Source organism: Methylobacterium sp. J-030, assembly GCF_022829545.1.
Lineage (GTDB): Bacteria > Pseudomonadota > Alphaproteobacteria > Rhizobiales > Beijerinckiaceae > Methylobacterium.
In genome coordinates, this window is record NZ_JAKSYM010000371.1 from 67,323 (window position 1) to 93,411 (window position 26,089).

The 26,089-nt window shown below is 69.9% G+C and carries 27 protein-coding genes; 10 read left to right on the plus strand and 17 right to left on the minus strand.

Annotated elements, in window-relative coordinates; all coding sequences use genetic code 11:
• Positions 1–2: 2 nt before the first annotated feature.
• Positions 3–932 carry an HD domain-containing protein gene (locus tag MKK75_RS30205; protein ID WP_244046174.1) on the minus strand — a complete coding sequence of 310 codons (930 nt, stop codon included), beginning with the start codon at positions 930–932 and terminating at the stop codon, positions 3–5.
• Positions 933–1,147: 215 nt separating this feature from the next.
• Positions 1,148–2,338, minus strand: a complete 1,191-nt coding sequence (locus MKK75_RS30210; protein ID WP_244046175.1) for an inositol-3-phosphate synthase — start codon at positions 2,336–2,338, stop codon at positions 1,148–1,150.
• Positions 2,339–2,776: 438 nt separating this feature from the next.
• Here MKK75_RS30210 and MKK75_RS30215 point away from each other — a divergent pair, with 438 nt between their 5' ends.
• The gene (locus tag MKK75_RS30215) at positions 2,777–4,084 is read left to right on the plus strand and encodes a transglycosylase SLT domain-containing protein (RefSeq protein ID WP_244046176.1); all 1,308 of its coding nucleotides are present in this window, start codon (positions 2,777–2,779) and stop codon (positions 4,082–4,084) included.
• Positions 4,085–4,148: 64 nt separating this feature from the next.
• Here MKK75_RS30215 and MKK75_RS30220 read toward each other — a convergent pair whose 3' ends face one another.
• A complete protein-coding gene (locus tag MKK75_RS30220) occupies positions 4,149–5,771 on the minus strand; it encodes a DHA2 family efflux MFS transporter permease subunit (RefSeq protein WP_409567631.1) in 1,623 nt (540 codons plus the stop codon).
• Positions 5,768–7,057 carry an HlyD family secretion protein gene (locus MKK75_RS30225; RefSeq protein WP_244046178.1) on the minus strand — a complete coding sequence of 430 codons (1,290 nt, stop codon included), beginning with the start codon at positions 7,055–7,057 and terminating at the stop codon, positions 5,768–5,770. Before MKK75_RS30225 ends, MKK75_RS30220 begins: the two co-directional genes overlap by 4 nt.
• A gap of 192 nt (positions 7,058–7,249) precedes the next feature.
• Between MKK75_RS30225 and MKK75_RS30230 the strand changes: the two genes are divergently transcribed.
• Positions 7,250–7,903, plus strand: a complete 654-nt coding sequence (locus MKK75_RS30230) for an HdeD family acid-resistance protein (protein WP_244046179.1) — start codon at positions 7,250–7,252, stop codon at positions 7,901–7,903.
• Positions 7,904–8,008: 105 nt separating this feature from the next.
• Complete coding sequence (locus MKK75_RS30235) at positions 8,009–10,474, plus strand: PBP1A family penicillin-binding protein (RefSeq protein ID WP_244046180.1); 2,466 nt, start codon at positions 8,009–8,011, stop codon at positions 10,472–10,474.
• Positions 10,475–10,478: 4 nt separating this feature from the next.
• On the opposite strand, the gene MKK75_RS30240 is transcribed toward MKK75_RS30235, so the two are convergent.
• Entirely contained in the window at positions 10,479–10,907 is a 429-nt protein-coding gene (locus MKK75_RS30240; RefSeq protein WP_244046181.1) for a DUF1810 domain-containing protein, read from the minus strand.
• A 74-nt stretch (positions 10,908–10,981) separates the two neighbouring features.
• On the opposite strand from MKK75_RS30240, the gene MKK75_RS30245 reads away from it, so the two are divergent.
• Positions 10,982–11,347 (plus strand): hypothetical protein, encoded by a 366-nt coding sequence (locus MKK75_RS30245; RefSeq protein WP_244046182.1) that lies wholly within the window; start codon positions 10,982–10,984, stop codon positions 11,345–11,347.
• Positions 11,348–11,365: 18 nt separating this feature from the next.
• Here the strand turns inward: MKK75_RS30245 and MKK75_RS30250 are convergent, their stop codons facing one another.
• Positions 11,366–11,635 carry a hypothetical protein gene (locus MKK75_RS30250; protein WP_244046183.1) on the minus strand — a complete coding sequence of 90 codons (270 nt, stop codon included), beginning with the start codon at positions 11,633–11,635 and terminating at the stop codon, positions 11,366–11,368.
• A 308-nt stretch (positions 11,636–11,943) separates the two neighbouring features.
• Between MKK75_RS30250 and MKK75_RS36225 the strand changes: the two genes are divergently transcribed.
• Positions 11,944–12,111 (plus strand): DUF2061 domain-containing protein, encoded by a 168-nt coding sequence (locus MKK75_RS36225; RefSeq protein ID WP_244046184.1) that lies wholly within the window; start codon positions 11,944–11,946, stop codon positions 12,109–12,111.
• A 104-nt stretch (positions 12,112–12,215) separates the two neighbouring features.
• On the opposite strand, the gene MKK75_RS30260 is transcribed toward MKK75_RS36225, so the two are convergent.
• The 7 genes from MKK75_RS30260 to MKK75_RS30290 all read right to left on the minus strand — a co-directional run bounded on the left by MKK75_RS30260 (position 12,216) and on the right by MKK75_RS30290 (position 18,560).
• On the minus strand, positions 12,216–12,629 hold the full coding sequence (locus MKK75_RS30260; protein ID WP_244046185.1) for an EF-hand domain-containing protein: 414 nt from the start codon (positions 12,627–12,629) through the stop codon (positions 12,216–12,218).
• 185 nt (positions 12,630–12,814) lie between these two features.
• Entirely contained in the window at positions 12,815–13,057 is a 243-nt protein-coding gene (locus tag MKK75_RS30265) for a hypothetical protein (protein WP_244046186.1), read from the minus strand.
• 98 nt (positions 13,058–13,155) lie between these two features.
• On the minus strand, positions 13,156–14,775 hold the full coding sequence (locus MKK75_RS30270; RefSeq protein ID WP_244046187.1) for an ABC transporter substrate-binding protein: 1,620 nt from the start codon (positions 14,773–14,775) through the stop codon (positions 13,156–13,158).
• A gap of 137 nt (positions 14,776–14,912) precedes the next feature.
• Positions 14,913–15,974: an MBL fold metallo-hydrolase gene (locus MKK75_RS30275; RefSeq protein WP_244046188.1), complete on the minus strand. Its 1,062-nt coding sequence runs from the start codon at positions 15,972–15,974 to the stop codon at positions 14,913–14,915.
• A gap of 61 nt (positions 15,975–16,035) precedes the next feature.
• Positions 16,036–16,272: a DUF6894 family protein gene (locus MKK75_RS30280; RefSeq protein ID WP_244046189.1), complete on the minus strand. Its 237-nt coding sequence runs from the start codon at positions 16,270–16,272 to the stop codon at positions 16,036–16,038.
• Between the two features lie 308 nt (positions 16,273–16,580).
• Positions 16,581–17,606, minus strand: coding sequence for a Rieske 2Fe-2S domain-containing protein (locus MKK75_RS30285; protein ID WP_244046219.1), 1,026 nt, complete (start codon positions 17,604–17,606; stop codon positions 16,581–16,583).
• A gap of 408 nt (positions 17,607–18,014) precedes the next feature.
• Entirely contained in the window at positions 18,015–18,560 is a 546-nt protein-coding gene (locus MKK75_RS30290; protein WP_244046190.1) for an ATPase, read from the minus strand.
• A gap of 277 nt (positions 18,561–18,837) precedes the next feature.
• Here MKK75_RS30290 and MKK75_RS30295 point away from each other — a divergent pair, with 277 nt between their 5' ends.
• Genes MKK75_RS30295 through rimM form a run of 5 tightly spaced genes read left to right on the plus strand, consistent with a single transcriptional unit; the run spans position 18,838 to position 22,041 of the window.
• Positions 18,838–19,056 (plus strand): glutathione S-transferase, encoded by a 219-nt coding sequence (locus MKK75_RS30295; protein WP_244046191.1) that lies wholly within the window; start codon positions 18,838–18,840, stop codon positions 19,054–19,056.
• Between the two features lie 17 nt (positions 19,057–19,073).
• Positions 19,074–20,642, plus strand: coding sequence for a signal recognition particle protein (gene ffh / locus MKK75_RS30300; protein WP_244046192.1), 1,569 nt, complete (start codon positions 19,074–19,076; stop codon positions 20,640–20,642).
• The gene (locus MKK75_RS30305; protein WP_244046193.1) at positions 20,639–20,974 is read left to right on the plus strand and encodes a chorismate mutase; all 336 of its coding nucleotides are present in this window, start codon (positions 20,639–20,641) and stop codon (positions 20,972–20,974) included. The genes ffh and MKK75_RS30305 overlap by 4 nt, the downstream gene beginning before the upstream one ends.
• A gap of 4 nt (positions 20,975–20,978) precedes the next feature.
• Positions 20,979–21,341, plus strand: coding sequence for a 30S ribosomal protein S16 (rpsP, locus tag MKK75_RS30310; protein WP_244046194.1), 363 nt, complete (start codon positions 20,979–20,981; stop codon positions 21,339–21,341).
• A gap of 10 nt (positions 21,342–21,351) precedes the next feature.
• Positions 21,352–22,041 (plus strand): ribosome maturation factor RimM, encoded by a 690-nt coding sequence (gene rimM, locus MKK75_RS30315; RefSeq protein ID WP_244046195.1) that lies wholly within the window; start codon positions 21,352–21,354, stop codon positions 22,039–22,041.
• 3 nt (positions 22,042–22,044) lie between these two features.
• Here the strand turns inward: rimM and MKK75_RS30320 are convergent, their stop codons facing one another.
• The 4 genes from MKK75_RS30320 to MKK75_RS30335 form a co-directional block, all read right to left on the minus strand.
• Positions 22,045–22,836, minus strand: a complete 792-nt coding sequence (locus MKK75_RS30320; protein ID WP_244046196.1) for a DUF4239 domain-containing protein — start codon at positions 22,834–22,836, stop codon at positions 22,045–22,047.
• Positions 22,837–22,915: 79 nt separating this feature from the next.
• Positions 22,916–24,316, minus strand: coding sequence for a DUF2254 family protein (locus MKK75_RS30325; protein ID WP_244046197.1), 1,401 nt, complete (start codon positions 24,314–24,316; stop codon positions 22,916–22,918).
• A gap of 154 nt (positions 24,317–24,470) precedes the next feature.
• Positions 24,471–24,779, minus strand: a complete 309-nt coding sequence (locus tag MKK75_RS30330; protein ID WP_244046198.1) for a hypothetical protein — start codon at positions 24,777–24,779, stop codon at positions 24,471–24,473.
• A 524-nt stretch (positions 24,780–25,303) separates the two neighbouring features.
• Complete coding sequence (locus MKK75_RS30335) at positions 25,304–26,023, minus strand: class I SAM-dependent methyltransferase (protein WP_244046199.1); 720 nt, start codon at positions 26,021–26,023, stop codon at positions 25,304–25,306.
• Between the last annotated feature and the right edge of the window lie 66 nt (positions 26,024–26,089).

Consider the following 26,089-nt stretch of genomic DNA (forward strand, 5'->3'; position numbering starts at 1 on the left):
GATCAAGGGATGCGCATGTCGGCGAGGACGCGATCGTGGAAGCCCTTCACCGGGCCGGCATGGACCAGCTCCCACTCGTCGAGCACCATCCCCATGGTGGTCGAGGCGCCGCGCAGGTGCTGGGCGATCTGGAGCACCCGGTCGATGCAGTCCGCCGCGTGGAAGGCGCGGCCCTCCCCGGTGGCATCGTCCGGCAGCACCGCGCGGGCGCGCTCGACGTGGGCCCGCAGGGGCTCGGCCAGTTCATCGAGCGCCCACGCGGTGGTGGTCGCCATGATCGGCCCGAGATGGTCGCCGAGCAGCATCTCGCCAGTGAAACCGGCATCCGGCATGGCGGCGTTGTGGAAATGGTGGGCCATGGCGGCCAGGAACACGGTGCCGGGATCCGCCCGGTAGAACGGGCTGAGGCACACGCCGTAGACCGCCACAATCAAGCAATGCTCAGCGTGGTTCTCCGGCGGCTCCAGCAGGATCCGGGCGCGGCCGGGACAGGTCACGCCGGCCCGCGGCTGCTGCGCCAGGGCGGCGACGAAACCCGGCAGCGGTCCGGGCTGCCCGGGCGCGCGGGGCGCAAGCCGCGCCCGGAGACGGGCTCTGAGATCGGGATCGAGGGCGTCGGTCACGGCATCGAAGCCTGCGACCAGCACCGCGGAGGCCGCCTCCTCCGGGAGGCCGGCCGCGGTCAGGAAGGCGGCGTCGAGGTCGCAGAGACGCGTCGCGGCGAGGGTGGTGGCGGTGATGTCGAGGGCGACGGCGTCGGGCGACGTGCCGCCGGTGAGAAGCCCCCACCCCTGGGCGAACAGCCGCTCCGCGATCGAGCCGGTGCGGCCGGCGGAACGGACACGCTTGAGGTCGTTCATCTCGATCAGGAGATCGCGCAACGCCTCGGGCGCGGCGGGCCCGGATCGGGATGGGGGATTCTCGCTCGACATCGTCTCTTTCAGGCCGCAGGAATTGATCCGGATGGAGACGCGTCCCCAAACCGCCGACCCGCGGGAATCAGTACCGGAATCCCCTCCCCCTTGTGGGGAGGGGTCATGGGTGGGGGTAGCCCGGAAGGCACCCCATCGCCTCGTCCTGCACCGTCCCCACCGCCAACGCCGATCCACAGGGCGAGGAGCGTATGCGAGGGGGCGTCGGCGCCCGTTCAGTGCACGCCGAGCCAGTCCCGCAGCATCTGCTCCTGCTTGCCGAAGGCGTGCTCCGGCCCGTGGCCGTTCTTCACCATCGGGGCCTTGAAGAAGGTCGAGAGCTGCTCCTGCACGCCGCCGTCGCCACGCTTGTGGGCGAGGTCGAGCACGCGGGCGATCTCGATCACTAGCGGCGCCGCCAGGATCGAGTCCTTGCAGAGGAAGTTCACCTTCACCTGCATCCGCTGGCCCATGAAGCCGGTGACGTCGATGTTGTCCCAGGCTTCCTTGTCGTCGCCGCGCGGGCGGTAATAGTGGATGTGCACCAGGTGGTCCTCGACCGGGTAGCCGAGGATCGAGTCCAGCACCGTGCCCTTGGTGTTGAGCTTCGATTGGAGCGAGTTCGGGTCGTTCAGGGCGAGGCCGTCGCGGTTGCCGAGGATATTGGTCGAGAACCAGCCGTCGACGTGCAGCGCGCGGGCCTTGAAGGCGGGGGCCAGCACCGTCTTCATCATGGTCTGGCCGGTCTTGCCGTCCTTGCCGGCGACCGGAACGTTCAGCTCCTTGGAGAGCTCCAGAAGCGCCGGGACATCGGCCGCTACGCTCGGGGTGAAGTTGGCGTAGGGGATCCCGCTCTTGATCGCCGCGTAGGCGTAGAGCATCGCGGGCGAGATCGCCTCGTCGCTCGAATCCAGACCCTTCTCGAAGGCGGCCGTGGAGTTGAGGGCCGGATCGTTGAGGTCGGGCCAGCGCTCGGTGGAGGCGAGGTTCACCACGACCACGTCGTCGAGGTTGCTCTCCTTCTGGAAACGCCGCAGGTCGTTGGCGATCACCGAGACCGCCTCGCGGTGGTCCTTGGCGACGATGCGGTTCTGGCCATCGATGTTCTTGCAGAACTTGGCGCTGCCCACCGCCGGCCAGGGCGTGATGCCCTTCAGCGCCGTGGCGCCGTCCTCGATGTCGTCCTTCGAGAGCACGCCGTGGCCGCTCGCGGCGGTGGCGAGGTCGTCGCCGTTCAGGTCCCAGCCGCCGAAGACCAGATCCTTGTAATCGGCCATGCCTGCCACGGAGAGGCCGGCGAGCGGCAGCCCGTCGAGCCGGTTCGAGCCGGATTTGATCATCTCGATGCCGGCGATGGCGGTGGTGGCGACGGCGCCACCCATGCCAACGAACGCGACACCGACGCGGCGACCGGACTGCATGCTCATTGGAAACTGGTGTCCTTAGTGCGGACGCGGGTGGCGTCTTGGCGGTTACGTCCTGGGACGGACAGTTCGACCCCCCCGGGGCCGTTCCTAACTGGCTCAGCGCTGCCGCGTTCCAAGCCGAATGCGACAACTTCGCCCCGTCATCACGCGGCTATCACGCACGCAGAGCCTCTTTCGGCGCAAGAGAACTCACCAAAACAAGACCTTGGCGCCGTCCTCGTCTGTAACGGCTCCGGAACCGCTTCGGTACCGGCGGCGGCGATCCGCGTCCTTAAGGCGCCCCTAATCCGGGCGGTTAACCCTTCGTTGACCGTGCCACGCTTGGATCACGGGGTCGTCCCATTCTGGTCACGGCCGGCGCCGATACGGCCGCCGCTCAAAAGAGCCCGGCCGCCAGACGCCGGGCCGACGCAAGGACCAATCTGAAAAGGACCGAAGATGGGGGTTTTCCCGGAGCCGGCGCGTTGCGCCGACGACGTGAGCCGACTCGTGCCGAACGCGAGCCGTTTCGAGGATGAAGCCGTGGCGTGGCTGCCGCGGGCCGGCCGCAAGACGGCGCGCCGGTCGTCGCGCCATGCGCACCGGAACCGGCTGCGTCAGGTCACCGGCAAAGTTACGGGAACCGTGGCGCTGGGGCTCATCGCCGGGTTCGGCCTGCCGCAGGCCGCCTTCGCGCCCGCCTATTTCGCACCCCCGGCCCAGGCCCACGACCGGGTCGACATCAGCCCGCGCGCCGCCCAGGCCCTCGCGGCCGGGACCCCGGTGCAGGAGACCGGGACGCCAGATCCCTCGGCCCAGGACATGGTCCTCCGCTCGAGCCTCGATCAGGATCTGCCGCAGGACGCGTCGCAGGAGACGGCAACGGCGGTGTCGCCCCGATGGAACGGCCTGCCCGTGCCGGAGCAGGAGCCGGCGACGACGGAGCTGATCCAGGACGACCTCGCGGCCCTGCCTCGGGTCACGCAGGAGCAGGGCGAGGACGCCGTGCGCTTCGGCGAGCGGTCCGTACCGCGCAAGGTGGTCGACACGATCGTCAAGGCCTCCGACGAGGCCGGCGTCGACCCCGTCTACATGATGGCGCTGGCTGACAAGGAATCGAGCTTCGACACCGACGCCAAGGCTGCGACCTCCTCGGCGCAGGGTCTGTTCCAGTTCGTCGCCCGGACGTGGCTGGAGATGATCCGCGATTACGGCGCCCGTTACGGGCTCGCCGAGGAGGCCGCCGCCGTGAAGGGCCGGGGCTCCGCGATCACGGTGGCGGGTCCCATGCGGTCGCGGGTGCTCAGCCTGCGCAACGACCCGCGCGTGGCGGCGCTGATGGCCGCCGAGCTGATCAAGCGCGATCGCGAGCGGATCGAGGCCCGGGTCGGCCGGGCTTTGACCACGACCGAACTCTACCTCGCCCATTTCCTGGGCACGGCGAGCGCCGGGCGCTTCCTTTCGCTCTCCTCCGACAAGCCCGACGAGGTGGCGGGCCGTGCGTTCCGGAGCGCCGCCCGAGCCAATCGCGGCCTGTTCACCGAGGCGGACAACGGCAAGCGCCGGAGCCTGACCGTGTCGGAGTTGCACGAGCGGCTCGACGGCATGATCGACCGGCGGCTCAGCCGCTATCAGGGCGTCGCCGCGGTGGCGGAGGCGCTCGACAAGGCGCAGGCACAGACCGATGTCGCCGGTGAGGATACGGCCCCGGCGACCGGCAATCGCCGCATCGAGGTGACGGAAGCGCTGCCGCCGAACGGGGTGTGACGACCGTCCGACCGACGCCCCTCCCTCCTCCGCGGGGGGCGGGAATCACGCCGAACCCGCCCCCTCAATGCCCGCCAGCCGGCGCCCCGCCGCCGAGCCTGACGCTCTTCAGGCTCAGCGCGATCGGCACCGCGCAGGCGGCGACCAGCCCCAGCACCCAGAACACGTCGATATAGGCCCAGTAGGCGACCTGCGTGCTCAGCACGCTGCCGATCCAGGCCGTCGCCTGGTTCTGTGCCTCGACGCCGGCATAGCCGTGCTCCGAGAAGTACTGCGTCGCCTGCCGCATCGTCTCCTGATAGGCGGGCGCGGACGGGGTGATGCTCTCCACCAGCCGGCTCTGATGGAACTGGCTCCGATAGGCCAGGATGTTCTGGGCGAGCGAGACACCCATCGAGCCGCCGACGTTGCGGGCCACGTTGATCAGCGCCGAGGCCTGATCGGTCTGGTCCTTGCGGATCCCCTCGTAGGAGGCCGAGGTGATCGACAGGAACACCATCGGCAGGCCGATGCCGATATAGATGCGCGACCACGCGAAGAACGCGAAGGTCGTTGTGCCGTTGAGCCGCGTCAGGTCGTACATGCCGAGCGCCACGATCAGCATGCCGGTGGCGATCAGCCATTTCGGCTGGATGTAGGCGGAGACGCGCCCCGTCATGAACATCATCACCACCGTAACGATCCCGCCCGGGCCCAGGACCAGCCCCGACAGGGTGGCGGTGTAGCCGTAATAATCCTGCGTGATCTGCGGGATGAACTGCGTGGTCGAGATCAGGATCGCGCCGGTGAACATCATGACGATGAAGCAGGATCCGAACTGGCGGTTGCCGATCAGGCGCAGGTCGACCGCCGGGTTCTTCTTGTTCAGGAGCCACGGGATCATGGCGATGAACGAGACGATCATCAGCAGGCCGGAGACGTTCATCAGCGTGGAGGTGCCGAACCAGTCCTTCCGCTGCCCCTCGTCGAGGATCACCTCCAGGGAGCCGAGGAACAGGGCGACCAGCAGGAAGCCCACGATGTCGAAGCGGATGCCCTTGCGCACCAGGGCGCGGCGCTCCTTCTTGGCCGCATCGCTGTCCTCGATCAGCCAGTACATCAGCCCGAGGGCGATCACGCCGACGGGGCCGTTGATCAGAAAGCACCAATGCCAGGAGGCGTTGTCGGACAGCCAGCCGCCGAGCGTCGGGCCGATCACCGGGGCGACCACGATGGCGACGCCGTAGAGCGCGAAGGCCTGGCCGCGCTTCTCGGGCGGGAAGGAATCCGCCAGGATCGACTGCGCGAGCGGCGCCATGCCGCCGCCGCCGAGCCCCTGGAGCACGCGGAAGAACAGGAGCGATTCCAGGCTCCAGGCGAAGCCGCACAGGATCGACGAGATCGTGAACAGCCCGACCGACCACATGAAGAAGGCCTTGCGGCCGTAGCGCTTGGCCAGGAAGCTCGAGGCCGTGAGCGTGATCGCGTTGGCCACGAGGTAGCTCGTCACCACCCAGGCCGCCTCGTCGGGGCCGACCGCGAGACCGCCCGAGATGTAGCGGAGCGCCACGTTGGCGATGGTGGTGTCGAGCACCTCCATGAAGGTCGCGAGCGCCACGACGCCCGCGATCAGCCAGGGATTGTGCCCGCCCGGCGCCTTCTTCGAGGCCGTCGTGCCGGACGATGCCGTGCCGGCCACGGCGCTCACCGCACCGTGACGCTGGGGACGATCGACATGCCCGGGCCGATCGAGACGTCCGTCGGCCAGTCCTTGACCACGATCTTCACCGGGATGCGCTGGGTCACCTTCACGTAGTTGCCGGTGGCGTTCTGCGCCGGCAGCAGGCTGAAGGCCGTGCCGGACCCCGGCTGGACCGAGGCCACGGTGCCGCGGATCTTCCGGCCCGGATAGGCGTCGATCGCGAGATCGACCGGCTGGCCTGGACGCATGTCGTTGATCTGCGTCTCCTTGAAGTTCGCGGTGACCCAGATGTCGTCGGGCACGAACATCGACAGGGTCTGACCCGCCTGGGCGAGCTGGCCGATCCCGCCGGTGAGCCGCACGACGCGGCCCGCCTGGACCGAACGGACCGTGGTGTATCCGAGGTTCAGCTCGGCCTGCTCGACCTGGGCCCTGTCGCGGGCGAGCTGTGCCTGCGTCGAGGCCTTCTGGGCCTCCAGCGCGCCGATCTGCTTCTGCGCCGCGACCACGCTAGCATTGGCGCTCTGCAGCGAGGCCTGACGCTGCTGGAGGGTCGAGGTGGCCGATTGCGATTGCTGGATCGAGCCCGAGCCGCGCTCGGCGAGGTCCTTGTAGCGGGCCGCATCCTCCTGGGCGAACTTCAGGGCCGCCTCGGCGGTGGCGACCTGCGCCTTCGACACGTCGATATTGGCGTTCTGAGCCTGGATCTGGGCATCGATATTCTTGATTCCGGCTTGATCGGCCTCGATCTGCGCCTTCGCCTGATCGAGGGCGATCGCGTAGTCCCGCTGGTCGATCTGGAACAGGATCTGGCCCGCCTCCACGTGCTGGTTGTCGGTGACCGGCACGTCGACGAGATAGCCGCCGACCTTGGGTTGGATCGAGATGCTGCGGGCATCGACGAAGGCATCGTCGGTGTTCTCGTACGGGTGCATGTAGAGCAGCCAGTAGAAGAAGATGCCGACGCCCAGAGCGATGACCGCGAGCGCGCCGAGCAGGAAGGCCCAGGGATGCCGCCGCAGGATATTGGGGCGGCGCTGATCGCCGTCCGCGTCGTCCTCCCCCGCCTCGTCCTGCGTTTCCCCGCCCGCGTCCTGGGCCGGCTGATCCGCGTCCTCCGAGCCCGGCTTCTTCCGGGCGGTCTCGCGGTTCCGTTCGGACCGTCCGAGATCCAGCACATCGCGATCCGGCGCCACGCGCTGCGCGGAATCGCGTTCACCGGCACCGGCCCGGTCCTCGGACGGCCGCGCGCGCGCCTCGGCCTCTGAGACCTGCCGCTGATCATCAAACATGGGGAGTCATCGCCCGATGGGCCGGCCACCTCGCGGCGACCGGGCGCTGCACATCGCCCGCCTCGACGTGCAAAAGCCGGCCACGAGCCCAAGGTTCCATGACGGGGCGTCCGCTCACAGGAACGGTTGCCCGGGTGCGGCGTTCTGCGCCGGAAACCTCTGCCGTTCACGGCTTTGTTCCGGAGTCCCGCCATGACCAGCAGTCCCCAACCGCCGCGCGGACCGACGACCACCTCTGCCGGCGGCATTCCACTGGTCGGCGTCGCGCGCCTCGATGCCATGAGCGCGGCGCTCGCCCGCAACTGGTGGCTCGTCGCCCTGCGCGGCGTCGTGGCGATCCTGTTCGGCGCCCTCGCCTTCCTCGCGCCGGGCGCGTTCGTGCTGTCCCTCGTCCTGTTCTTCGCCGCCTACATCTTGACCGACGGCATCGTCGCCATCCTGGGCGCGATCCGCGCCGCGCAGCATCACGAGCGCTGGGGCTTCCTGCTCCTGGAGGGGATCGTCGACATCGTCGTGGCGGTCGCCGCCGTGCTGGTGCCCAGCGCCGCCGTGTGGGCCTTCGTGCTCCTGCTCGCGGCCTGGGCGCTGGTGACCGGAGGGCTGATGATCGCGGCGGCCTTCCGCCTGCATCTCCATTACGGGCGCTGGTGGCTGGGGCTCGGCGGGCTCGTCTCGATCCTCTTCGGGATCGCGCTCCTGATCGAACCGGGCATGTCGGCCCTGGTGCTGACGTGGTGGATCGGCAGCTACAGCTTGGCCTTCGGCGTGCTGCTGCTGATCCTTGCGTTCCGGCTCCGCAGCCGGCACGGCCCCGCCGGGCCGCCGTCGACACTGCCCGGGCGGTGATCCCGCGGGACACGGGACTGCGTCGTGGCGACGGAAGGACAGGGAGCCCGATGAGGCCTAGAACGAAGTCTCGTCCGGCATGATCGGCCCTGGAAACCGCACGCGATGACGCCTGATGCGCCTGAGAGCGCCCCGGCCGACAGGCCGACAGTCCAGAATACCGGACGGGACCGGGATGCCGGGGCGCCGGATCCGCGCTCGGCGGCCCGGGATGCGCGACGCGCCGCCGGCGACCTCATCCGCAGCCTGTGGTCCCTGATCGTGGCGGGCGGCCTGGGCATCGCCGGTGTGGGGCGTGCCGCAGCGGTCCGGTCGCGCGGCCTGCTGGAGCGGCGGCGCAGCGCCGGCCCGGCGCCCGCATCGCCGGAAACGGCCGCGGCCCCGCCGCGTCCCGGCACCGCGTTCCCGCTCGCCGCGCGCCTGCGCGGCCGGCCGATCCTGCTCACCATCGGGGCCGCGATCCTGCTGCCGGTCCTGGCGCTGTTCCTCTACCTGCTCGCCGCCTTCCTCACCCTGCCGCCGCTGGGCGGAGCCGTGGTCGAGAGCGGCCAGCGGGCGATCACGGTCGAGGCCGATGACGGGCGGGTCTTCGCCACCCGGGGCAGTTTTCGCGGGCAGAAGCTCACCGCGGCCGACCTGCCGCCGCACCTCGCCCAGGCGATCGTGGCGATCGAGGACCGGCGCTTCTACAGCCACTGGGGCATCGACCTGCGCGGGCTCGTCCGCGCCGCGTACCGCAACGTCCTCGGCGGCGGCGTGCGCGAGGGCGGCTCGACCATCACGCAGCAATATGCCCGGCTGACCTCCCTCAACCAGGAGAAGACGCTCTGGCGCAAGGTCCAGGAGGCGATCCTGGCCCTCCGGCTCGAATCGACCATGAGCAAGGACGAGATCCTGCTCGGCTATCTGGACACCGCTTATTTCGGCGCCGGAGCGTACGGCGCCGACGCGGCGGCGCGGCGCTATTTCGGCAAACCCGCCAAGGCGTTGAACCTGCCTGAATCGGCCATGCTGGCCGGGCTGGTGCGCGCGCCCTCGCAGCTCGCGCCGACGCGCAACCTCGGCGGCGCAAAGGAGCGGGCCGACGTGGTGCTCCAGGCCATGGTGGAGACCGGCGCGATCACCCAGGCCGAGGCCGACGCGGCCCGCCGCCAGAGCGTGACCCTGAAGTCGCCCCCCGAGGCCCCGCCGGGCACCAACTACTTTCTCGACATGATCGCGGGCGACGTGAAGCGGCTCGCCGGCAAGGACGGCGACCTCACCGTCCGCTCGACCCTGAACCTCGATCTCCAGAGCCTCGCCGAGGGCGTCGTGGCCCGGCGCCTCGACAAGGACGGGCGCCGCCGCAAGGTCGGCCAGGCCGCCATGGTGGTGCTGTCGAAGGACGGCGCGATACTCGCCATGGTGGGCGGGCGGGACTACGAGGACAGCCAGTTCAACCGCGCCGTCCAGGCCAAGCGCCAGCCGGGCTCCCTGTTCAAGCTGCTGGTCTATCTGACCGCCTACGAGCAGGGCTACACGCCGGATTCCATCATGGTCGACCGGCCGGTGCAGATCGGCGACTGGGAGCCGGAGAACGACGATGGACGCTACCGCGGGTCGGTGCCGCTGCGGACCGCCTTCGCGCTCTCGATCAACACGGTGGCGGCCCAGCTCGGCCAGGAGGTCGGCATCCCGGCGGTGATCGCCACCGCGCGCAAGCTCGGCATCCAGTCCGACCTGCCGAACGTGCCGAGCCTCGTGCTCGGCTCCGGCGCGGTGAGCCTGCTGGAGATGACCCGGGCCTACGGCTCGGTCCTGTCCGGCCGCACCCCGCTCCAGGCCTACGGCATCCAGGCGATCCGCGGGTCCGCTCCGCAGCCGCTCTACATCCAGACCGACCCCGCGCCGACCCCGGGCCTCGCCCAGGAGCCACGCACGATGATGCTCGACTCGCTTCAGGCCGTGGTCGAATCCGGGACCGGCAAGGCGGCGCGGGTGCCGGGCCAGATCATCGGCGGCAAGACCGGCACGAGCCAGGATTTTCGCGATGCGTGGTTCGTCGGCATGACGCCGGACCTCGTGGTCGGGATCTGGGTCGGCAACGACGACGACAGCCCGATGAACCGGATGTTCGGCGGCGAGATGCCCGCCGGCATCTTCCACGATTTCGTCCAGCGGGCGGCGGAGAAGCTCGCCAAGGGCAAGCCGCGCCCCTCGGCCGAGCGGGCGGAGCCGGCCCGGGCGGCCGCGCCCGCCGCGGTCCCGGCCGCCGCCGCAGAGGTGCGCGGCGTCCCGGAGGTGATCGACACCGGGACCCTCAATCTGCGCGGACGCGTCGTGCATCTGCTCGGCGTCGACGGCGAGCGCGGTCACCTCGCCCGGCAGCTCGCGAGCTACCTGCGGCGACGGGAGGTGGTCTGCACCGGCCTGTCCGACGGCGCCACCGCCCGCTGCCAGATCGAGGGCGACGACCTGGCCGGGCTGATCCTGGCGGCCGGCGGCGCCCGCGCCACGGAGGACGCGCCGCCGGACCTGCTCGGCGCCGAGGAACAGGCGCGCGCCGAGCGCGTGGGTTTGTGGGGTCGCTGACGGCTCAGCCGCGTTGGAGCTTGGCGAGGGTCAGCGGGTCCGGTTCGGCCTCGAAATACGTCGCCAGCGCCTCGGCGAAGAGGGGCTCGTCGGGCGCAGCGGCGGCGAACAGCGTCATGCTGGAGCGGAACTTCACGTCGTCCGGAGAGCCGAAGATCGCGTGCGCCGAACGGCCGGACACCCGGTTCACCGCCGCCGTGCAGGCCCGCAGGCGCTCGCCCAGCGTCGGATGCTCGAGATAGGCTCGCGCCTCCTCCAGGGAGCCGATCGCGTAGCGCCGCGCCATCGGGCTGGAACCGAGGCCCGCGATCTGCGGAAAGATGAACCACATCCAGTGGCTCCGCTTCTCCCCCGCTTCCAGCTCCGCCACGGCGCGCGCGTAGATTCCCGCCTGAGCCTCGACGAACCGATCGAGATCGTAGGGTTCCGCCATCACCTCCGCTCCCGTCGCGGGCTTCGCGACGCGCGATCGGTGACGCGCCGGCCGCCCCGGTGTAAGCGCTGCCGATGCTCGGTACGCTCGTCGCCTTCATGGTCGCGAACCCCGCGACCAGTCACGCTCTGACGGCCATCCTCGAGACCGTCGGAATGGCAGCCGCCCTGACCCTGCTGCGCGCCCCGCGGCCGGAGGGCACCGCCGCGCTCCTCGTCTCGACCTACTATTACGGCCGGGAGGCCGGGCAGCGCGAGCACGACATCAAGCATATGGGCTGGGACGCCGTCCAGGCGCATCTCGGCGCTGAGTTCCTGTACGGCTGGTCGCTGCCGAACCTTGAGCAGTGGGTGGCGCCGACCTGCGCGGCCTGGGCAATCGCAGGCGCGATCGTCTGGCTTCGCGCACGAATGGGGCGGGGCGTCGGCGTGCTCCGATGATCCAGCCCGGACCGGCGCTCAGGTCCACGCGAACGGACCGTCCGAGGGGCCGATCTCGCTCCTGTCGCCGAGGAGCCGCCGCCCCGAGGCGATGATCTGGACCGTGTCGCGGCTGCTGCACTGGCGCCGGGCCAGGGCCTCCAGGTCGCGCAGGTAGTCGATCACCGGGCTGCGCTGCTTCTCGCCCTGCCCGATCATCGGCTCGACCTTGGCGGTCACCGTGCCGGCGACCGTGTCCCAGAACTCGGGTGGGCAGCCCGCGGGTTCCCGGATTGAAGGCTCGTGCATCGCTCGTCCCCTCCTGCCGCAGAGGCTGGGCTTCTCGGGCGATTGACTGCGATTCGCATTCACTCATGTTGGAGGCCGCAACACGATCGGGCGATCACCCCGACGCGCTCGCGCCATCGTCATCCGGGATCCCCGGAGATCCCATCCCACGACGGGCAGGACGGGGGCTGCCTTCGTGCGTTTGCTCCCTGACGGATACGCGGGGGATCACCATGGCGGCCGATAATTCGCCGACTCAAGACCGATCGGTTCAACGCGGTCAGACCGGACGACAGGGGGAGACACGCCTCCGCTCGATCGCCAAAGCCGTGAGCTGGCGCGTCGTCGGCAGCCTCGACACGCTGCTGCTGTCGTACCTGTTCACGGGAAACGTCCTCGTCGCCGGCTCGATCGCGTCGACCGAGACCGTGACCAAGACGGTGCTCTACTACCTGCACGAGCGCGGCTGGGAGCTGGTTTCGCTCGGCCGGGCGTGAGGGGCAATCGGGCGCGGAAAGTCCGGCCTTCAGTCCAAAGCCCCCGTGGCTGGGGTCCACGGGGGCCTCGGTCTCCGGACGATGGGCGGGGGCGCCCGTTCCGGTTACTTGATCAGGGCGAGGAGCGCCTTGCCGGCCTTGGTGTTCAGCTCCATGGCGTCGAGGGTGCCGTCGCCGTCCGGATCCGCCATCTTGAAGCGCTCGGCGACCGCTGCGAGGTACTCCTTCTTGTCGAGGGTGCCGTCGCTGTCCGGATCGGCCTGCTTCACGCCGGCCGCGCTCAGGCGGCCCTTCAGCTCGCGGGCGTCGAGGGTGCCGTCGGAATCCTTCTCGAGCCGGTCGAAGGTCGCGGAGGCCACCGCCTCGACTTCCTTCATGTCCACCGTGCCGTCATTGTCGGTGTCGATCATCTTGACGGCGCTCGCGCCGCCCGCCGTCTTCGCCAGCGCGGCCGGGACCGACAGGCTGGACACGGCGAGGACCATCGCGGCGAAACCGCTGAGAACACGTAGGGTCATTGCCAAATTCTCCCGAAACTTGATGCGCGATCTTCCTAATCTGCGATCCGCTTCGCTGCAAGTGCGAAATCGCCGGGCCGTCGATGAGCGGGTGCGCGCGACAGCATCTGCCATGTGAAAAGGGGCCGGCGGATGCCGGCCCCTCTGTCCTTTGAAGTCGTCGGACTCGCCGTCGGCGGACCGAATCAGTAGCCGTAGCCGCGGCGGACCACAGGCGGGTCGTCGTACCGCTGGCGGCGATAGAGGCGATCCTCATCGTCGGCGCGGTCGCGGCGGTATTCTTCGCGACGGACGTCCCGCTCACGCTGGGCGCGGGAGCGCAGATCGACCCTGGGACCGTCCGGCCCGATATCGATGCGCTGCGCCGCTGCGGGAACGACGCTCGCGAGGGAGGTGGCCAGGACGGCGCCGGCAAGCGGGGTCTTCATGGGACACGCCTTCGTGCGTTGCGGTCTAAACACATCGCCACGAGGATCGTTTCCCGAAAACCCCAATCGTGCCGGCGGCGCCCAGGTATCGACCGCGCTCAGGCCAGTGTCGCCAGGTCCTGGAACCAGTGCTGAGCCTGCACATAACTCTTTACCCGCGGCGAGAGCGCATGCGGATTGGTGTCGTGTACCACCCAGACCTGGACGGCATCAGCGACGACGATTTCGTGGATGCGCGCCAGTAACCTGTTCTGCTCGTCGGTATCGAGGCTGGCCTTCACCCTATCGCAGAGAGCGTCGACCTCGGGATTGCGATAATGGCTCCAGTTCACCCCGTTGGGGGCGATCTGCCTCGAATCGTAGAAGCGCAGGATCGCGTAGAACGGGTCCGAGGTGACGTAGGCGATGTTGCCGGCGCTGACCCCCTTGAGGCTCGGATCCGCCGCGCCCTGGCGCCAGGCCGTGTAGGCGACCTCCAGCTCGACGGTCTTGAACGTGACGTCGATGCCGATCTCGGCCCAGCTCTGCTGCACGTACTCGTTGATCGGCAGGGACAGCATCTGTCCGGTGCCGCCGGTCGGGATCAGCACCGTGGCCTTCACCGGGTTCTTCACCGAGAAGCCCGCCTCCTCCACGAGCTTGCGCGCCGCATCGACGTCGGTCCTGATCTGGAAGTCCGGCTTGCCGAACCACGGGCTCGACTGCTGAACCTGCCCCACGGCCGGCTGCGCCAGCCCGCCCATCAGCTCGACGACGCCGGCGCGGTCGATCGCGAGGTTGGCGGCCTTGCGCAGGCGCAGGTCGCGCCAGGGCGAGCCCTCCAGCATCGAGAGGTGGTAGTTCCAGACATGCGGCGTGTCGTTGCCGACGACGCGCATGCCGGCGGCCTTCAAGCGCGGAACCGCGTCGGGAGCCGGCGCCTCGATCAGGTCGACGGATCCGGAGAGCAGCGCGTTCACCCGGGCGAGATCCTCGGGCACGCAGGTCAGCGTCAGCTTGGCGAGCTTCGGCACCCGCTTCGGGTTCCAGTAGCCGGCGTTCGGCAGGAGGTCGAGGCGGACCCGCGGGACCAGCTGGCCCATGCGGAACGGCCCGGTGCCCGAGGGCGCGAAGGCGAACTTCGCCCAGTCGCGGCCGACCTTCTCGTACTGTGCCGGCGAGGAGATCAGGAACCAGAGCATCTGGTAGGGGAACAGGCTGTCGGGTGCCTTGGTGGTCACCTGGACGGTCCGGGCATCGAGCTTCTTGTAGCTCGCGACGCCGGGCAGGCGCGGGCGGACCTGCGCGGCCTGGCGCTGGTCGAAATGCGGGGCCTCCTTGTTGAGCACCTTGTCGAAGTTCCAGATCACCGCATCGGCATCGAAGGCCGAGCCGTCGTGGAATGTCACGCCCTCGCGCAGGTGGAAGGTCCAGACCTTCGGGTCCGCCTTGTCGGCCTCCCAGGAGGTGGCCAGCCCGGGGATCATCTTGCCGGGCCGGTCGGCGACATCGAGTTCCCAGGCGACCAGCGGATCATAGAGAGTCAGGCCGGTGAACTGGTAGCCGCCGGCGCCCCGGTCCGGCTGGCCGGTGGTGAGCGGCAGGTCGGTCATCGAGATGCCGTAGGTCAGGCTGCCCTGCACCCCGGTCTGCGCACCGGCCCGGTCCGTCGCCCCGAAGGCGGCCAGCGCGGCGCCTCCCACCATCAGCGCGCGGCGTGTCGGCTTGATCGAGTCCATCGTGTCTCTCGGCTGGAAGCAAGGGCGCCGCGCGGAGCGGCGCCCGCTTTCCAGGCACGCGACGGCGTTCCCTCGACCGCGACCCCATGCTGCATACAGTATCATGCACGCATCATGCCCAGCCGGTCGGGCCGCTGTTACGCCTGCCAGACCTGCCCCGGCCTCAGGGCCAGAAACCGCTCCGGCGGGAGGCCGGCGGCCCCGAGGGCCGCCGTCAGCGCCTCGGCGGGGCGCTCGATCCCCTCGTCGGTGAGCTGGAACGTGCCCCAATGGTGGCCCAAAGCCTGCTCGGCCCCGAGGAGGCGGAAAGCCTGCACGGCCTCGGCCGGGTCGACATGCTGGGCGCGCATGAACCAGCGCGGCTCGTAGGCGCCGATCGGCAGGGTCGCCAGCCGGGGCGGACCGAACCGGGCGCGGATCTCCCGGAACAACGAGCCGTCGCCGAAGCCGGTATCGCCCACGTGGTAATGCACGCCCCGGGGCGAGGTGATCACGAAGGCGCACCACAGGGCCATCCGCCGGTCCCGGACGCCCCGGGCCGACCAGTGGTTGGCCGGCGTCAGGTGAACCTGCAGCCCGTCGCCGAGATCGACCGACTGGCCCCAGTCGCGGGTCTCGACATGCATCGTATCGTCGTAGCCGCGCAGGATCGCGTCGTTGCCGAGGGGCGTCACGATCAGCGGCTGGTGCGCCTGCCAGATCCGCGCGACGGCCGGCCCGTCGAGATGGTCGTAATGGTTGTGGGTGATCAGCACCACGTCGATCGGCGGCAGGTCGCCGAGGGCGATGCCTGGCGGGTTGACGCGCTTCGGCCCGGCGATGCGGACCGGGCTCGCGCGCTTGGCGAAGACGGGATCGATCAGGATGTTGCGGCCGGCGACCTGCACGAGGTAGCTCGCGTGCCCGATCAGCACGACCCTCAAGGCCCCGACGCGCTCGGGCGGGTGGTCCGCCGGGAAGGGACTCGGAAAGCTCTTGGGCCAGGGCTCGCGCTCGCGCTTGGCCTGCCAGCGGAGCACGTCGGGCAGCGACTTGTCGGTCGCCTGATCCGGCAGGAAGAAGCGCAACCCGTCGAAATGGTCCGAGACCGGGCCGCGATAATAGGGGTTCCGGCCGCGACGGTGGGCGGCGTATCCGACCCCGCCGAGCGTCATCACCGTGGCCGCACTCGCGACCGTGAGCAGGCTGCGCCGTTTCATAACCCACGAGATGGCGGGTGGCGGGCGCCGGTCAAGTTCCGGGGCCTTGCGGCGGCGAGCCTCAGTCCACCGCTTCGGCGGCGAGCGACAGCCGCGCCCGGTAGACGACCTTGCCGACACCGTCCCGCACGCAGGCCACGTAATCCTGGCGCTCGACATCCGGCAGCATGTCGCGGGCGATCGCCGACATGATCCGGGTGACCTTGGCGCGGGCGGCCGGCAGGTCCGGGAGGTCGAAGCCGACCTCATCGCGGATCGGCTGCGAGCCGTCGTGAAGATCGATGAAGAATCGGGGCATCGGCGCGAAGCGTCTCGATAAGAGGTACTGCGCTGGTATGATTGCTCTAGTCATGGTTAATAGGAACTTAATTTTGGTTCTGTTCCGGTTTCGATGGCAGGCCAATTTGCGGGCCGGGAGCGCCGAGAACGCTCATCTCGACGAGAACGGCTCACCAACCCGCAACCTCTTCCTGAGGCGCCGGAGCGTTCCGAAGGCCTCCGGGTCGCTCCGGGATCCCTGGCGCCCTCCATCGAGGCCTGCTGACGCGGCAACCTCGGGATGAGGGGTTTGAACGGGATCAACGGAGGCTTCGCCCCACCCCGCCCTCACGAACGCCAGCGCAGCTCCCGCCGCTCCAGCGGGTTGACGAACGCACGCCCGTCGCGGGCCGCTTCCAGTGCCTCACGCTTCAGGCGGAAGTACCATTGCGAGGGCAGATCCCCCTGGCCGAACAGCACCATGGTGGGCTTGCGGTCGAGGCCGGCCTGCGCATGCTGCAGCACCTGCTGGTCCTGCGTCAGGAACTGCCGCATCAGCGGCCGTGCGACCGGCCTGAGCAGGTTGAGCGCCGGCATGCTCCAGTAGAGGGCGTTGGTCAGCAGCGTGCGGTCCGGCGTCAGCGGCGTCGCGAAGGTGTAGTTCGCCACCCGCTTCGCGCCCGCGCGGATCCGCTCCAAGCGGACGCCCGGCAGCCGAAACTCGATCTCGACCTCCGGCACGCCACCGAGCAGCCGGTAGACCGGCGAACTCGTCGTGGTGGCGTGGCTGGTCATGACGAAGCCGTGGGGCACCGGCTGGAAGGTCTTCACCTTCTCGCGGAGCTGCTTCGAGGGCCGGAACCACCACGAATCGTGGACGAAGGCGACGTGGCCGGGATCCACGAGGCTCAAGGTCGTGAGGTCGAACGAGGCTTCGACCACGAGTTCCACGACCAGCGATCCGGCGGGCGTGAAGTCGAGCTCCGGCACCGCCGGGACGTCGCCGCCGGTCGGGCCGGTATGCGGGTTGACCCAGAGGAAGCCGGCGCTCTCGCGGACGGGGAAGCGCTGGACCTGGATGCGCGAGAAATCGGCGGCGTCGTGCTCGGAGAGGGTCGGAACGTCGCGGCAGCGCCCATCCGTACCGAAGCGCCAGCCGTGGAACGGGCACATCAGCGTGTCGCCGTCGAACCGGCCCCTGGACAGGGCCATGCCGCGGTGGGGGCACCGGTCGCGCAGCGCGAAGGGGATGCCGTCCGGGGCACGGCCGAGCACGATCTGCTCGCCGTTCAGTTCCGCGGCGCGCAGGCCCGCCTTGCCCAGGCTGCGGGATCGACCGACGCAGTACCAAGCATCCCCGAGCGGCTGGCGCATCGCGGCGGGATCGAGGGCGGCCTCGTCGGCGGGACGCAGTGGAGTGGTGAAGGGCGCGTTCAAGGCGGCTCGGGCGGCGGGCGGGGAGCCTCATCATACGCCGGGCGGCCGATGCGGAAAAGCGCGGGCCAGCGGCTCAGAACCGTGGGAGGACAAACGGGCGCAGGTCCGGGGCTTCACAAGCCGGGCGCGGCCGCCTACCTTCGCGTCATCCGCAACCAACGAAAGGAGGTGATCCAGTGTCTCATTGTCATCAGCCGTGTGTCTCGGCTCTTCGGACCTGGACCGTCGCCTCCGGCGCGTCGCTCTAAGACGCGTCAGAGACCCGATCTCGGGACAGTTCCGCCGGACATGACGGTTCGGCAATGGAAGGGCCACCCACTCGGGTGGCCCTTCGGCTTTTCAGGGTCAGCGCTTCTGCGCCTGGAACAGCGGCTGGGCCAGCGCTTCGGTCCGGGCGCGCCACAGGTCGCGCTCCTCGCGCAGGGCGTCGCGCTCGCCGACCAGGGCAGAGCGCTCGGCCTGCATCGACGCGCGCTCCGCCTTGAAGCGCTCGCGCTCGGCGCGAATCTCCGCCTGCTCCGCCCGTAGGTCGTCGAGGGAGCCGATCTCGTCCTGGATGTGGGCGCGTAAGGTGCGGATCTCCTCCGCGAGGATCGCCTGCAGCTCGTCCTGACGCTCGGCTTCCAGGCGGAGCTTCGCCTTCAGCATCAGGTTCTCGGCCATCAGCTCGGAGATGTCGGCATCCTCGGACTCGGCCGCATGCGTGGGCTCGGACCGGCCGACGACCCGCGGCGACCACGCGCTCTCGGCGGCACCGTGGCCGGCCTTCGGGTCGGGACGGGGTTTCTCAGCCGGGCTGTGGGTCTTCATCGCCGAGAGCCAGTCCCGGAGCGGCCCGGGCGCGGGGCGGCCGCCGGACTCGGTCGGCAGGGAGCGGGCGGGTTCCGACATGGGCGGCATCCTGAACGAGATCGTCCCGCAGACAATCCGAACATGCTTAACGAGTGGTAAAGCGAGCCGCCGCCGCGACGGCGGCTCCGCCACGGAAATTGACTTTCCGCCCCGGCGCGGCTACGCCCCGCCCTCCCGATCCGAAGCAGATCGACCGAAGCCAAGCCGACCGGCCCCCCGAGGCCGGAGGTCAACGCCCGACAGCGCGTCCGCGCCCTCGGGCGCGATGGGCGTTGGCCGATCCGCGAGGGCGGGCCCCGCCGGCCGAGGCACCCGCATGACGCCAGATCAGCACACGTTGCACATCGAGGACGCGATCAACGAGACCTGCCCGTGGTCGGGCAAGCCGATCTCGGCCGATTCGCTCACCCTCTACAACGGTGCCGTGGTGGGCTTCTGCAACCCGGAGTGCCGGGACAAGTTCGCCAAGGCCCTGCGCAGCTTCGAGGCCGATCTCCAGGCGCGCCGGGTCGAGCGCGCCGGGCTCGAACAGTAACGGTGGGGCGTCAGAGCATGTTCGAAGGCCTGTCCGACCGCCTCTCCGGCATCCTCTCGGGGCTGACGCGCCGCGGCGCGCTCACCGAGGCCGACGTCACCGCCGCCATGCGCGAGGTGCGCCGCGCCCTGCTGGAGGCCGACGTCGCCCTCGAAGTTGTGCGCGGCTTCACCGACAAGGTGCGCGAGAAGGCGGTCGGCGCCGTCGTGCTCAAGTCGGTGACGCCCGGCCAGATGGTCGTGAAGATCGTCAACGACGAGCTCGTGGCGATGCTCGGCACCGATGCCGAGACCGTGGATCTCAACGCCCCCGCCCCGGTGCCGATCCTGATGGTCGGCCTGCAGGGCTCAGGAAAAACCACCACCACCGCCAAGATCGCCCGGCGGCTCACCGAGCGCGAGAAGCGCAAGGTGCTGCTCGCCTCCCTCGACACCCGCCGCCCGGCCGCCATGGAGCAGCTCGCGGTGCTGGCCAAGCAGGTCGGCGTCGAGAGCCTGCCGATCATCGCCGGCCAGTCGGCGGTCCAGATCGCCAAGCGCGCGATGGACGCCGCCCGGTTCGGCGGCTTCGACGTGGTGATGCTCGACACCGCCGGCCGGACCACGGTGGACGAGGCCCTGATGGCCGAGGCCGCCGAGGTGAAGGCCGCGACGAAGCCCCACGAGGTGCTGCTCGTCGCCGACGCGCTCACCGGTCAGGACGCGGTCAACACCGCCCGCGCCTTCGACGAGCGCCTCGGCGTCACCGGCATCGTGCTGACCCGCATGGACGGCGATTCCCGTGGCGGCGCGGCGCTCTCCATGCGCGCCGTCACCGGCAAGCCGATCAAGCTCGTCGGTACCGGCGAGAAGGTCGACGCGCTGGAGGAGTTCCACCCGGCCCGGGTCGCCAACCGCATCCTCGGCATGGGCGACATCGTCTCCCTGGTCGAGAAAGCCGCCGAGACCATCGACCACGAGCAGGCGCTCCGCACCGCGGAGAAGATGCGCAAGGGCAAGTTCGACCTCGAAGACTTGTCCATGCAGCTCGGCCAGATGGAGAAGATGGGCGGCATCGGCGGCCTGATGGGCATGCTGCCCGGCATGGGCCAGATCAAGAAGCAGGTCGAAGGGGCCAACCTCGACGAGAAGATGTTCAGGCGCCAGCGCGCCATCATCTCGTCGATGACCCCGCAGGAGCGCAAGAACCCGGATCTCCTCAAGAACTCCCGCAAGAAGCGCATCGCGGCGGGCTCGGGCGTCGACGTCTCGGAGATCAACAAGCTCCTGAAGATGCACCGGACCATGGCCGACATGATGAAGGCGATGGGCTCCGGCAAGCGCGGGATCGGGCAGGCGCTCGGCTCGATGTTCGGCCTCGGCGGCGGGGGCGGGATGGGCGGCGGCATGCCCGGACTCCCCCCCGGCATGCCGGAGCCTACGCCCGAGCAGATCGCGCAGCTCGAGAAGCAGTTCGGCGGCAAGCTGCCGCCGATGCCGCCGGGCCTCGGCGGCGGGGGCGGCATGCCGAAGCTTCCGGGGCTTCCCGGCCTCGGCGGCCCGCGGCTGCCGGGTCTCGGCGGGTTCATGCCGGGGAAGAAGAAATGAACGTGCTCGCGGCGCAGGCCGTCGATCCCGAACTCGCCCGCCTGCGCGACAGCATCGACAATTTCGATGCGGCGCTGATCCATCTCCTCGCCGAGCGGTTCCGCTGCACGCAGCGGGTCGGCGAGCTCAAGGCCCGAAAGGGGATCCCCCCTTCCGATCCGGACCGGGAGGCCCGCCAGGTCGCCCGGCTCCGCACGCTCGCGGTCGACGCCAAGCTCGACCCCGATTTCGCCGAGAAATTTCTGGCCTTCGTGGTCAAGGAAGTCATCCGGCACCACCAGTCGATCGCGGCGACGCACGAGTCGGCGACCGACACCGAGAGAAAGTCGTAAGAAAATGGCCCTCAAGATCCGCCTCACACGCGGCGGCGCCAAGAAGCGCCCCTACTACCGCATCGTCGTCGCCGACGCCCGCGCCCCGCGCGACGGCCGCTTCATCGACAAGGTCGGCGCCTACGACCCGATGAAGGCCAAGGACGATCCGGCCCGGATCGTGCTCGACAATGATAAGATCCAGGGCTGGCTCGCCAAGGGCGCGCAGCCGACCGACCGCGTGCTGCGCTTCCTCGACCAAGCCGGCCTGGCCAAGCGCCCGACCCGCAACAACCCGCAGAAGGCCGAGCCCGGCGAGAAGGCCAAGGAGCGCGCCGCCAAGCGGGCCGAGAAGGCCGCCGCCCCGGCCGAGGACGCCGCAGCGTAAGGCGTTTCCCATGGCGCGCCGCCCCGCAGGACCATCCCCCCGCGACGGCGGCCGCCGGGGCCGCATGAACGCGGCTGTCGGCGCGATCGCGCCCGATGCCGCGACCTCGCCGAAGGCGCCGACCCCCAAGCCGGCGCCACCGCCCGCCGACCCGAATCTCGTCCTGATGGGCGAGTTCGGGCGAGCGCACGGGCTCACCGGCGAGGTCCGCCTCAAATCCTACGCGGCCGAACCGCGGGCGATCGCCGGCTACGGCGCCCTGCTGACCGCGGACGGCCGAACCCTGACGCTCGCCGAGGTGCGCCCCGCGCCGGGCACCTCCCCCGACATGCTGATCGCCCGGGTGAAGGGCGTCTCCGGCCGCAGCGCTGCCGAGGCGCTGAACCGCGTCGCCCTGTTCATCCCCCGCGACCGCCTCGCCGCCCCCGAGGACGAGGATGAGGTCTACGCCGCCGACCTGATCGGCGCCACGGCCGTCGACGAGACCGGCACCGTCATCGGGACGATCGTGGCCGTGCCGAATTACGGCGGCGGCGATCTCCTGGAATTGCGCTCGCCGAACGGCGGCGCGACGGCGCTCCTGCCCTTCACCAAGGCGTTCGTGCCGGTGCTCGACGTGGCGCAGCGCCGCGTCACCGTGGTGGCGCCGCAGGATCTGTTCGCCCCGCCGGGGGAGAAGCCGGCCGACGATCCGGGCTGATCCCTACGGCGTCGACACCGTCACCGCGGCCCGGGCGATCACCAGCGGTTCCGCGCTCATCGCCAAAGGCCCGTCGAAGGGGCGCTCATGCAGGGCGATCAGGCCGAGGGTGGTGACCATCGCCAGCGAGAAGGTGGTCAGCACCGTCGCCTGGGCGGCGGGATGCTCCGTGTGGACGAGCCCCAGGGCCACGAGCGTGAGCGCCGCCAGGATCAGCAGGGTCAGCCACTTGGTCCCGTCGCTGGTGCTCTGGCTCAGAGCCAGCCGCTCGCCGCGGTCGCCCCGCAGCGCCATGGCGGCGCCGACCAGCGCGCTGTGGGTCGGCGCGCCCGCCTCCGCGGTGATCTTCGGATCGGACACCGATTCCAACAGCCTCCGCAGCCCGGCCCCGGCCTCCGGGGCGTAGCCGCCCTCGCTCATCCGTGGCCATTCCCGCTCGATCACCGCGTCGAGATAGGCGACGAGGGCCGCCCGGATATTGCGCATGTCGGAAGCCGAGGCGAGGCTGAGATCGTAGAGCGCCAGGGCGTCGGCGCGCTCGGCCTGGAGGGCGCGGGCGGCCGAGCGCTGGCGCTCCCAGGCATCGTTGGCCACGAATCCCGTGAGCAGGGCCAGCAGGGTCGCGAGCGCGGTGAAGTAGGTGGGCACCATGCCGGCGCCGAGGCGGCGCATCAGCGGACGCGTCCGGCGCCGATGCGACAGTCCGTACAGGACAACGCTGAGGAGGCCGAACAGCAGGGCCAGCACCGCGAAGATCGCCCAGAGCGGTTGATCGAGCCAGAGTCCGAGGAGCATGCGGCGGCCTGCATCGTGGGCGACGGGCCGCGATGGTGACAACCTTGGGCTGAGAAAGGGTGAAGGCGGGCCGTGGATCTCAGGCCGGTGCCGGCACGCGCGTCCCGCGCGCGTTGAGGACACCGATACTCGACGCCAGTTTCCCGGCCGCCAGCCGGATCTCGTCGGCGACCGGCGCCTCGCCCCTGCCGTCCAGGGCGAGCCGGCATCGATCGAGGGACTCCTCCAGATCGCGGGTCAGCACGTGATCGCCGAGGGAGGAGAGCAGCCGGCGAACCGTGTCCGTCAGCGCCGGCAGCCGCTCGACCGGCACATCGTCGATCAGCGTCGCGAGGGTCCGCCACACCTCGGCGGCAAGGGTGTTCTGCATGCTTTCCGACGCGACGACACCGATCGCGGCGATCGCCAGAATGGCATCGTCCACCGCCCCATCCGCGTAGATGATCCGGGATGCGGCGCGTTCCGGGATCGGATCGGCGCGGCTCCAGCGCGCGATGAGATCGCGCAGGCAATGGCAGACGAGGATCGCCGGCTGCGGGTTCTGCTTGGATGTCGAAGCGGTCGTCCAGGCGATCGAGGAGAGCTGCTCGATCCCGAAGCCGGCATCGCTGTCGATGGTCCTGCGGGGCTCGATCTTGATGGCTGCGGCGATCGCCTCGTCCAGGGCGCCCCGCGCGTCGGCCGGCACGGGGCGGGCGGCGTGGATACGGTAGAGCGGATCGCGGAAGGCCAGATTGGTGCCGGTGCGCGCCAGGATCTCGATGTCGACGTCGTGCGCCGCCGCCGACCGCTCGATGGCCGGCAGATCCATGCCGCAGACCACGCCGTAGGCATCCGTGCGGATGATCTGAGACCATGACAGGCCGTCATGGGGCATCCGGCGCGTGCGCGCGATCAGGCTCCGGTCGACCGCGCGCGCCTTGAGCGTATGGTCATGGATCGCGGTGATCACCGAGGGCGGGCGCATCTGATCGATGGTGCTGTAGATCAGGATCACCACCATGCAGAGGGCGGCCCCGGTCATCAGGAGCGACAGCAGGGCCCCGAGGATCGGCTTGTGGGTCGGGGTGGCGCTGCCGAGCGTCAGCAGCACGAAGACGCTGAGCCCGACGAAGAATCCGAAACTGAACTTGTTGGAGCGTCGCTGGATGAACTGGTCGTAGACGTGGGTCGAAAGGGTCGAGGCCGTCTGCTGTACGGCGATCAGCAGGAGCGAGAAGGTGATCGACGTCACGGTGATCATGCCGGACGCGAGGGTGCCGAGCAGGCTCGCGATCGCTGCCGTGTTGCCGAGTCGATGCGCCAGCCACGGGAAGGCCGGCGGACCGGGGCGATCCCAGAGGACGTCATCCAGAAGATAGCTCAGCGCGAACAGACCGAGATATCCGGCCACGACGAGGAGCGGGAGGCCGATGAATTCCCGCATCGAGCGCCGAACGAGCGTCAGGACGCTTTCGAAGGCGCGGCGCGCGGATCTCATCGGGCCGGGTCGAGAAGGGGCTCGCCGGCATGCGTCACGCGGGCGACCTCCTTGGCGTACCGGAGCGCATCATCCGGAAGGGCGGTCATCGGCGTCCGGGATGACGTTCCAGGCTGACGGCGGGGCCTTCGATCGTTGGGATCGGACACGGATGTTAGCGCTTCATGTCCTTCGGCAAGTGCTCGATCGGATCGACCTTGCCGCTGCTTCCGCCACCCTGAACGGAACCACCCGCGATGACATCGGTGGACGAACTGATGGCGCTCGGCGGCGCGACACGACCGGTCGGCTGGTTCGCCGGAGCGGGCGCATTCCCGGCATCATGTGTTCCAGGGGGCAGCGTCGCCGGCGTCGGCTGATCGATCCGGCTACCGACCGATTGCGCATGCGCAGCACCCGATAGGGCAAGCAGGACGAGGCTGAGCCCACCGGCGGTGGCGAGGAGGCGCGACGGGAGCCGCACAGGGGGTATCGACAAGGGGATGATCTCCGATGGCGTTGGCACTTTGACCGGCCACGCGCGGATGTCGCGCGCGGCCGATGTGACGGGGGCGGAGCGGCAGGCCGCCGGATCGGCGGGCCCACGCTTCCATGGGCCGGGAGGCAGCTTACTTGACGCCGCTCGGCTGACCGGTTGGCCCCAGGCCCGTTCCGCGACCGTTCGGCGCCGACGATGAGGCCGTCCCCGCACCCTTGTTCCGCACGGTCCGCCGGTTCGCCCGCATGCGATGGCGGGTCATCTTGGACCAGGTCGTTGGCATGCCGTGCAGGCCAATCGTCCGATCGAGGACGGTCGCGGACGCGAGACCCGTGAAACTCATCGCCGCGAGCGTCAGGCCCGCTGCCAAACCCGTGAGTCGAAGGGACATGATTGCTACACTCAGATGCTGGAAACATTCTGGAAACAATGCCCCAACCTTGGGCTGGCCAGATATGTTCCGCGGTAGGCCACGCCTGCCTCCCGCCGCCGGCGATCGTCAGGCAACCTTACCGATGTGTCGCTTGGTCCCTGCATGGGCGGATCGTCTCCGGCGCGGGTTGCCGATCGGGGGCGGGTGCGGCGAACACCGCGAGATAGGCTCCACCCTTCAACGGGTGGAATCCGGTCTCCCGGTAGCCCGCGGCCTTCAATTCGCAACGCAGGAGCGCCGGCGGGGTGCCGTGGCGGGAGGGGATGTCGTCGGCGTCGACGATGCCGACGCGGCCGCCCGGACGCATCGCCGGGGCGAGGTTATGGAGCAGTCCGAAGGGCTGGGTAATCTCGTGATACATGTGCACGAGGATCGCGGCGTCCACGGAGTTCGCGGGCAGGCGCGGATCGTGCGGCTCGCCCCGCACCACGGTGACGTTGGCGAGCGCGGCTACGCGCTTCTCGAGGCTGGCGAGGTATTCGGGCGTCACGTCCTCCGCCAGCACCCGGCCGCCCGGGCCGACGAGCGGGCTCAGCCGCACCACGTAGTAGCCGCTGCCGGCCCCGATATCCGCCACCGTCTCGCCGGCCTTGAAGCCCATCCCCCGGGCGACCGCGGCGAATTCGCCGTCCCTATCGCGCTCGGCCTCGGAGGACCAGCGCGGCGCGACGATCTCGGCCACTGGCCGGTCGGGTTTCGGAAACGCCTCCGCCGGGGCGCCGGGGGGCGCCAGCGGTTCGGCCGCGCGGGCCGGCCCGGCGAGGATGAGGGCGAGAAGGGCCAGGATCCGGATCATGGCCGGTAACACGCCGGAGGCCGGATCGGTGCCGCCGGCGTTGACCGTGCCGCACCCCGCGCGCGA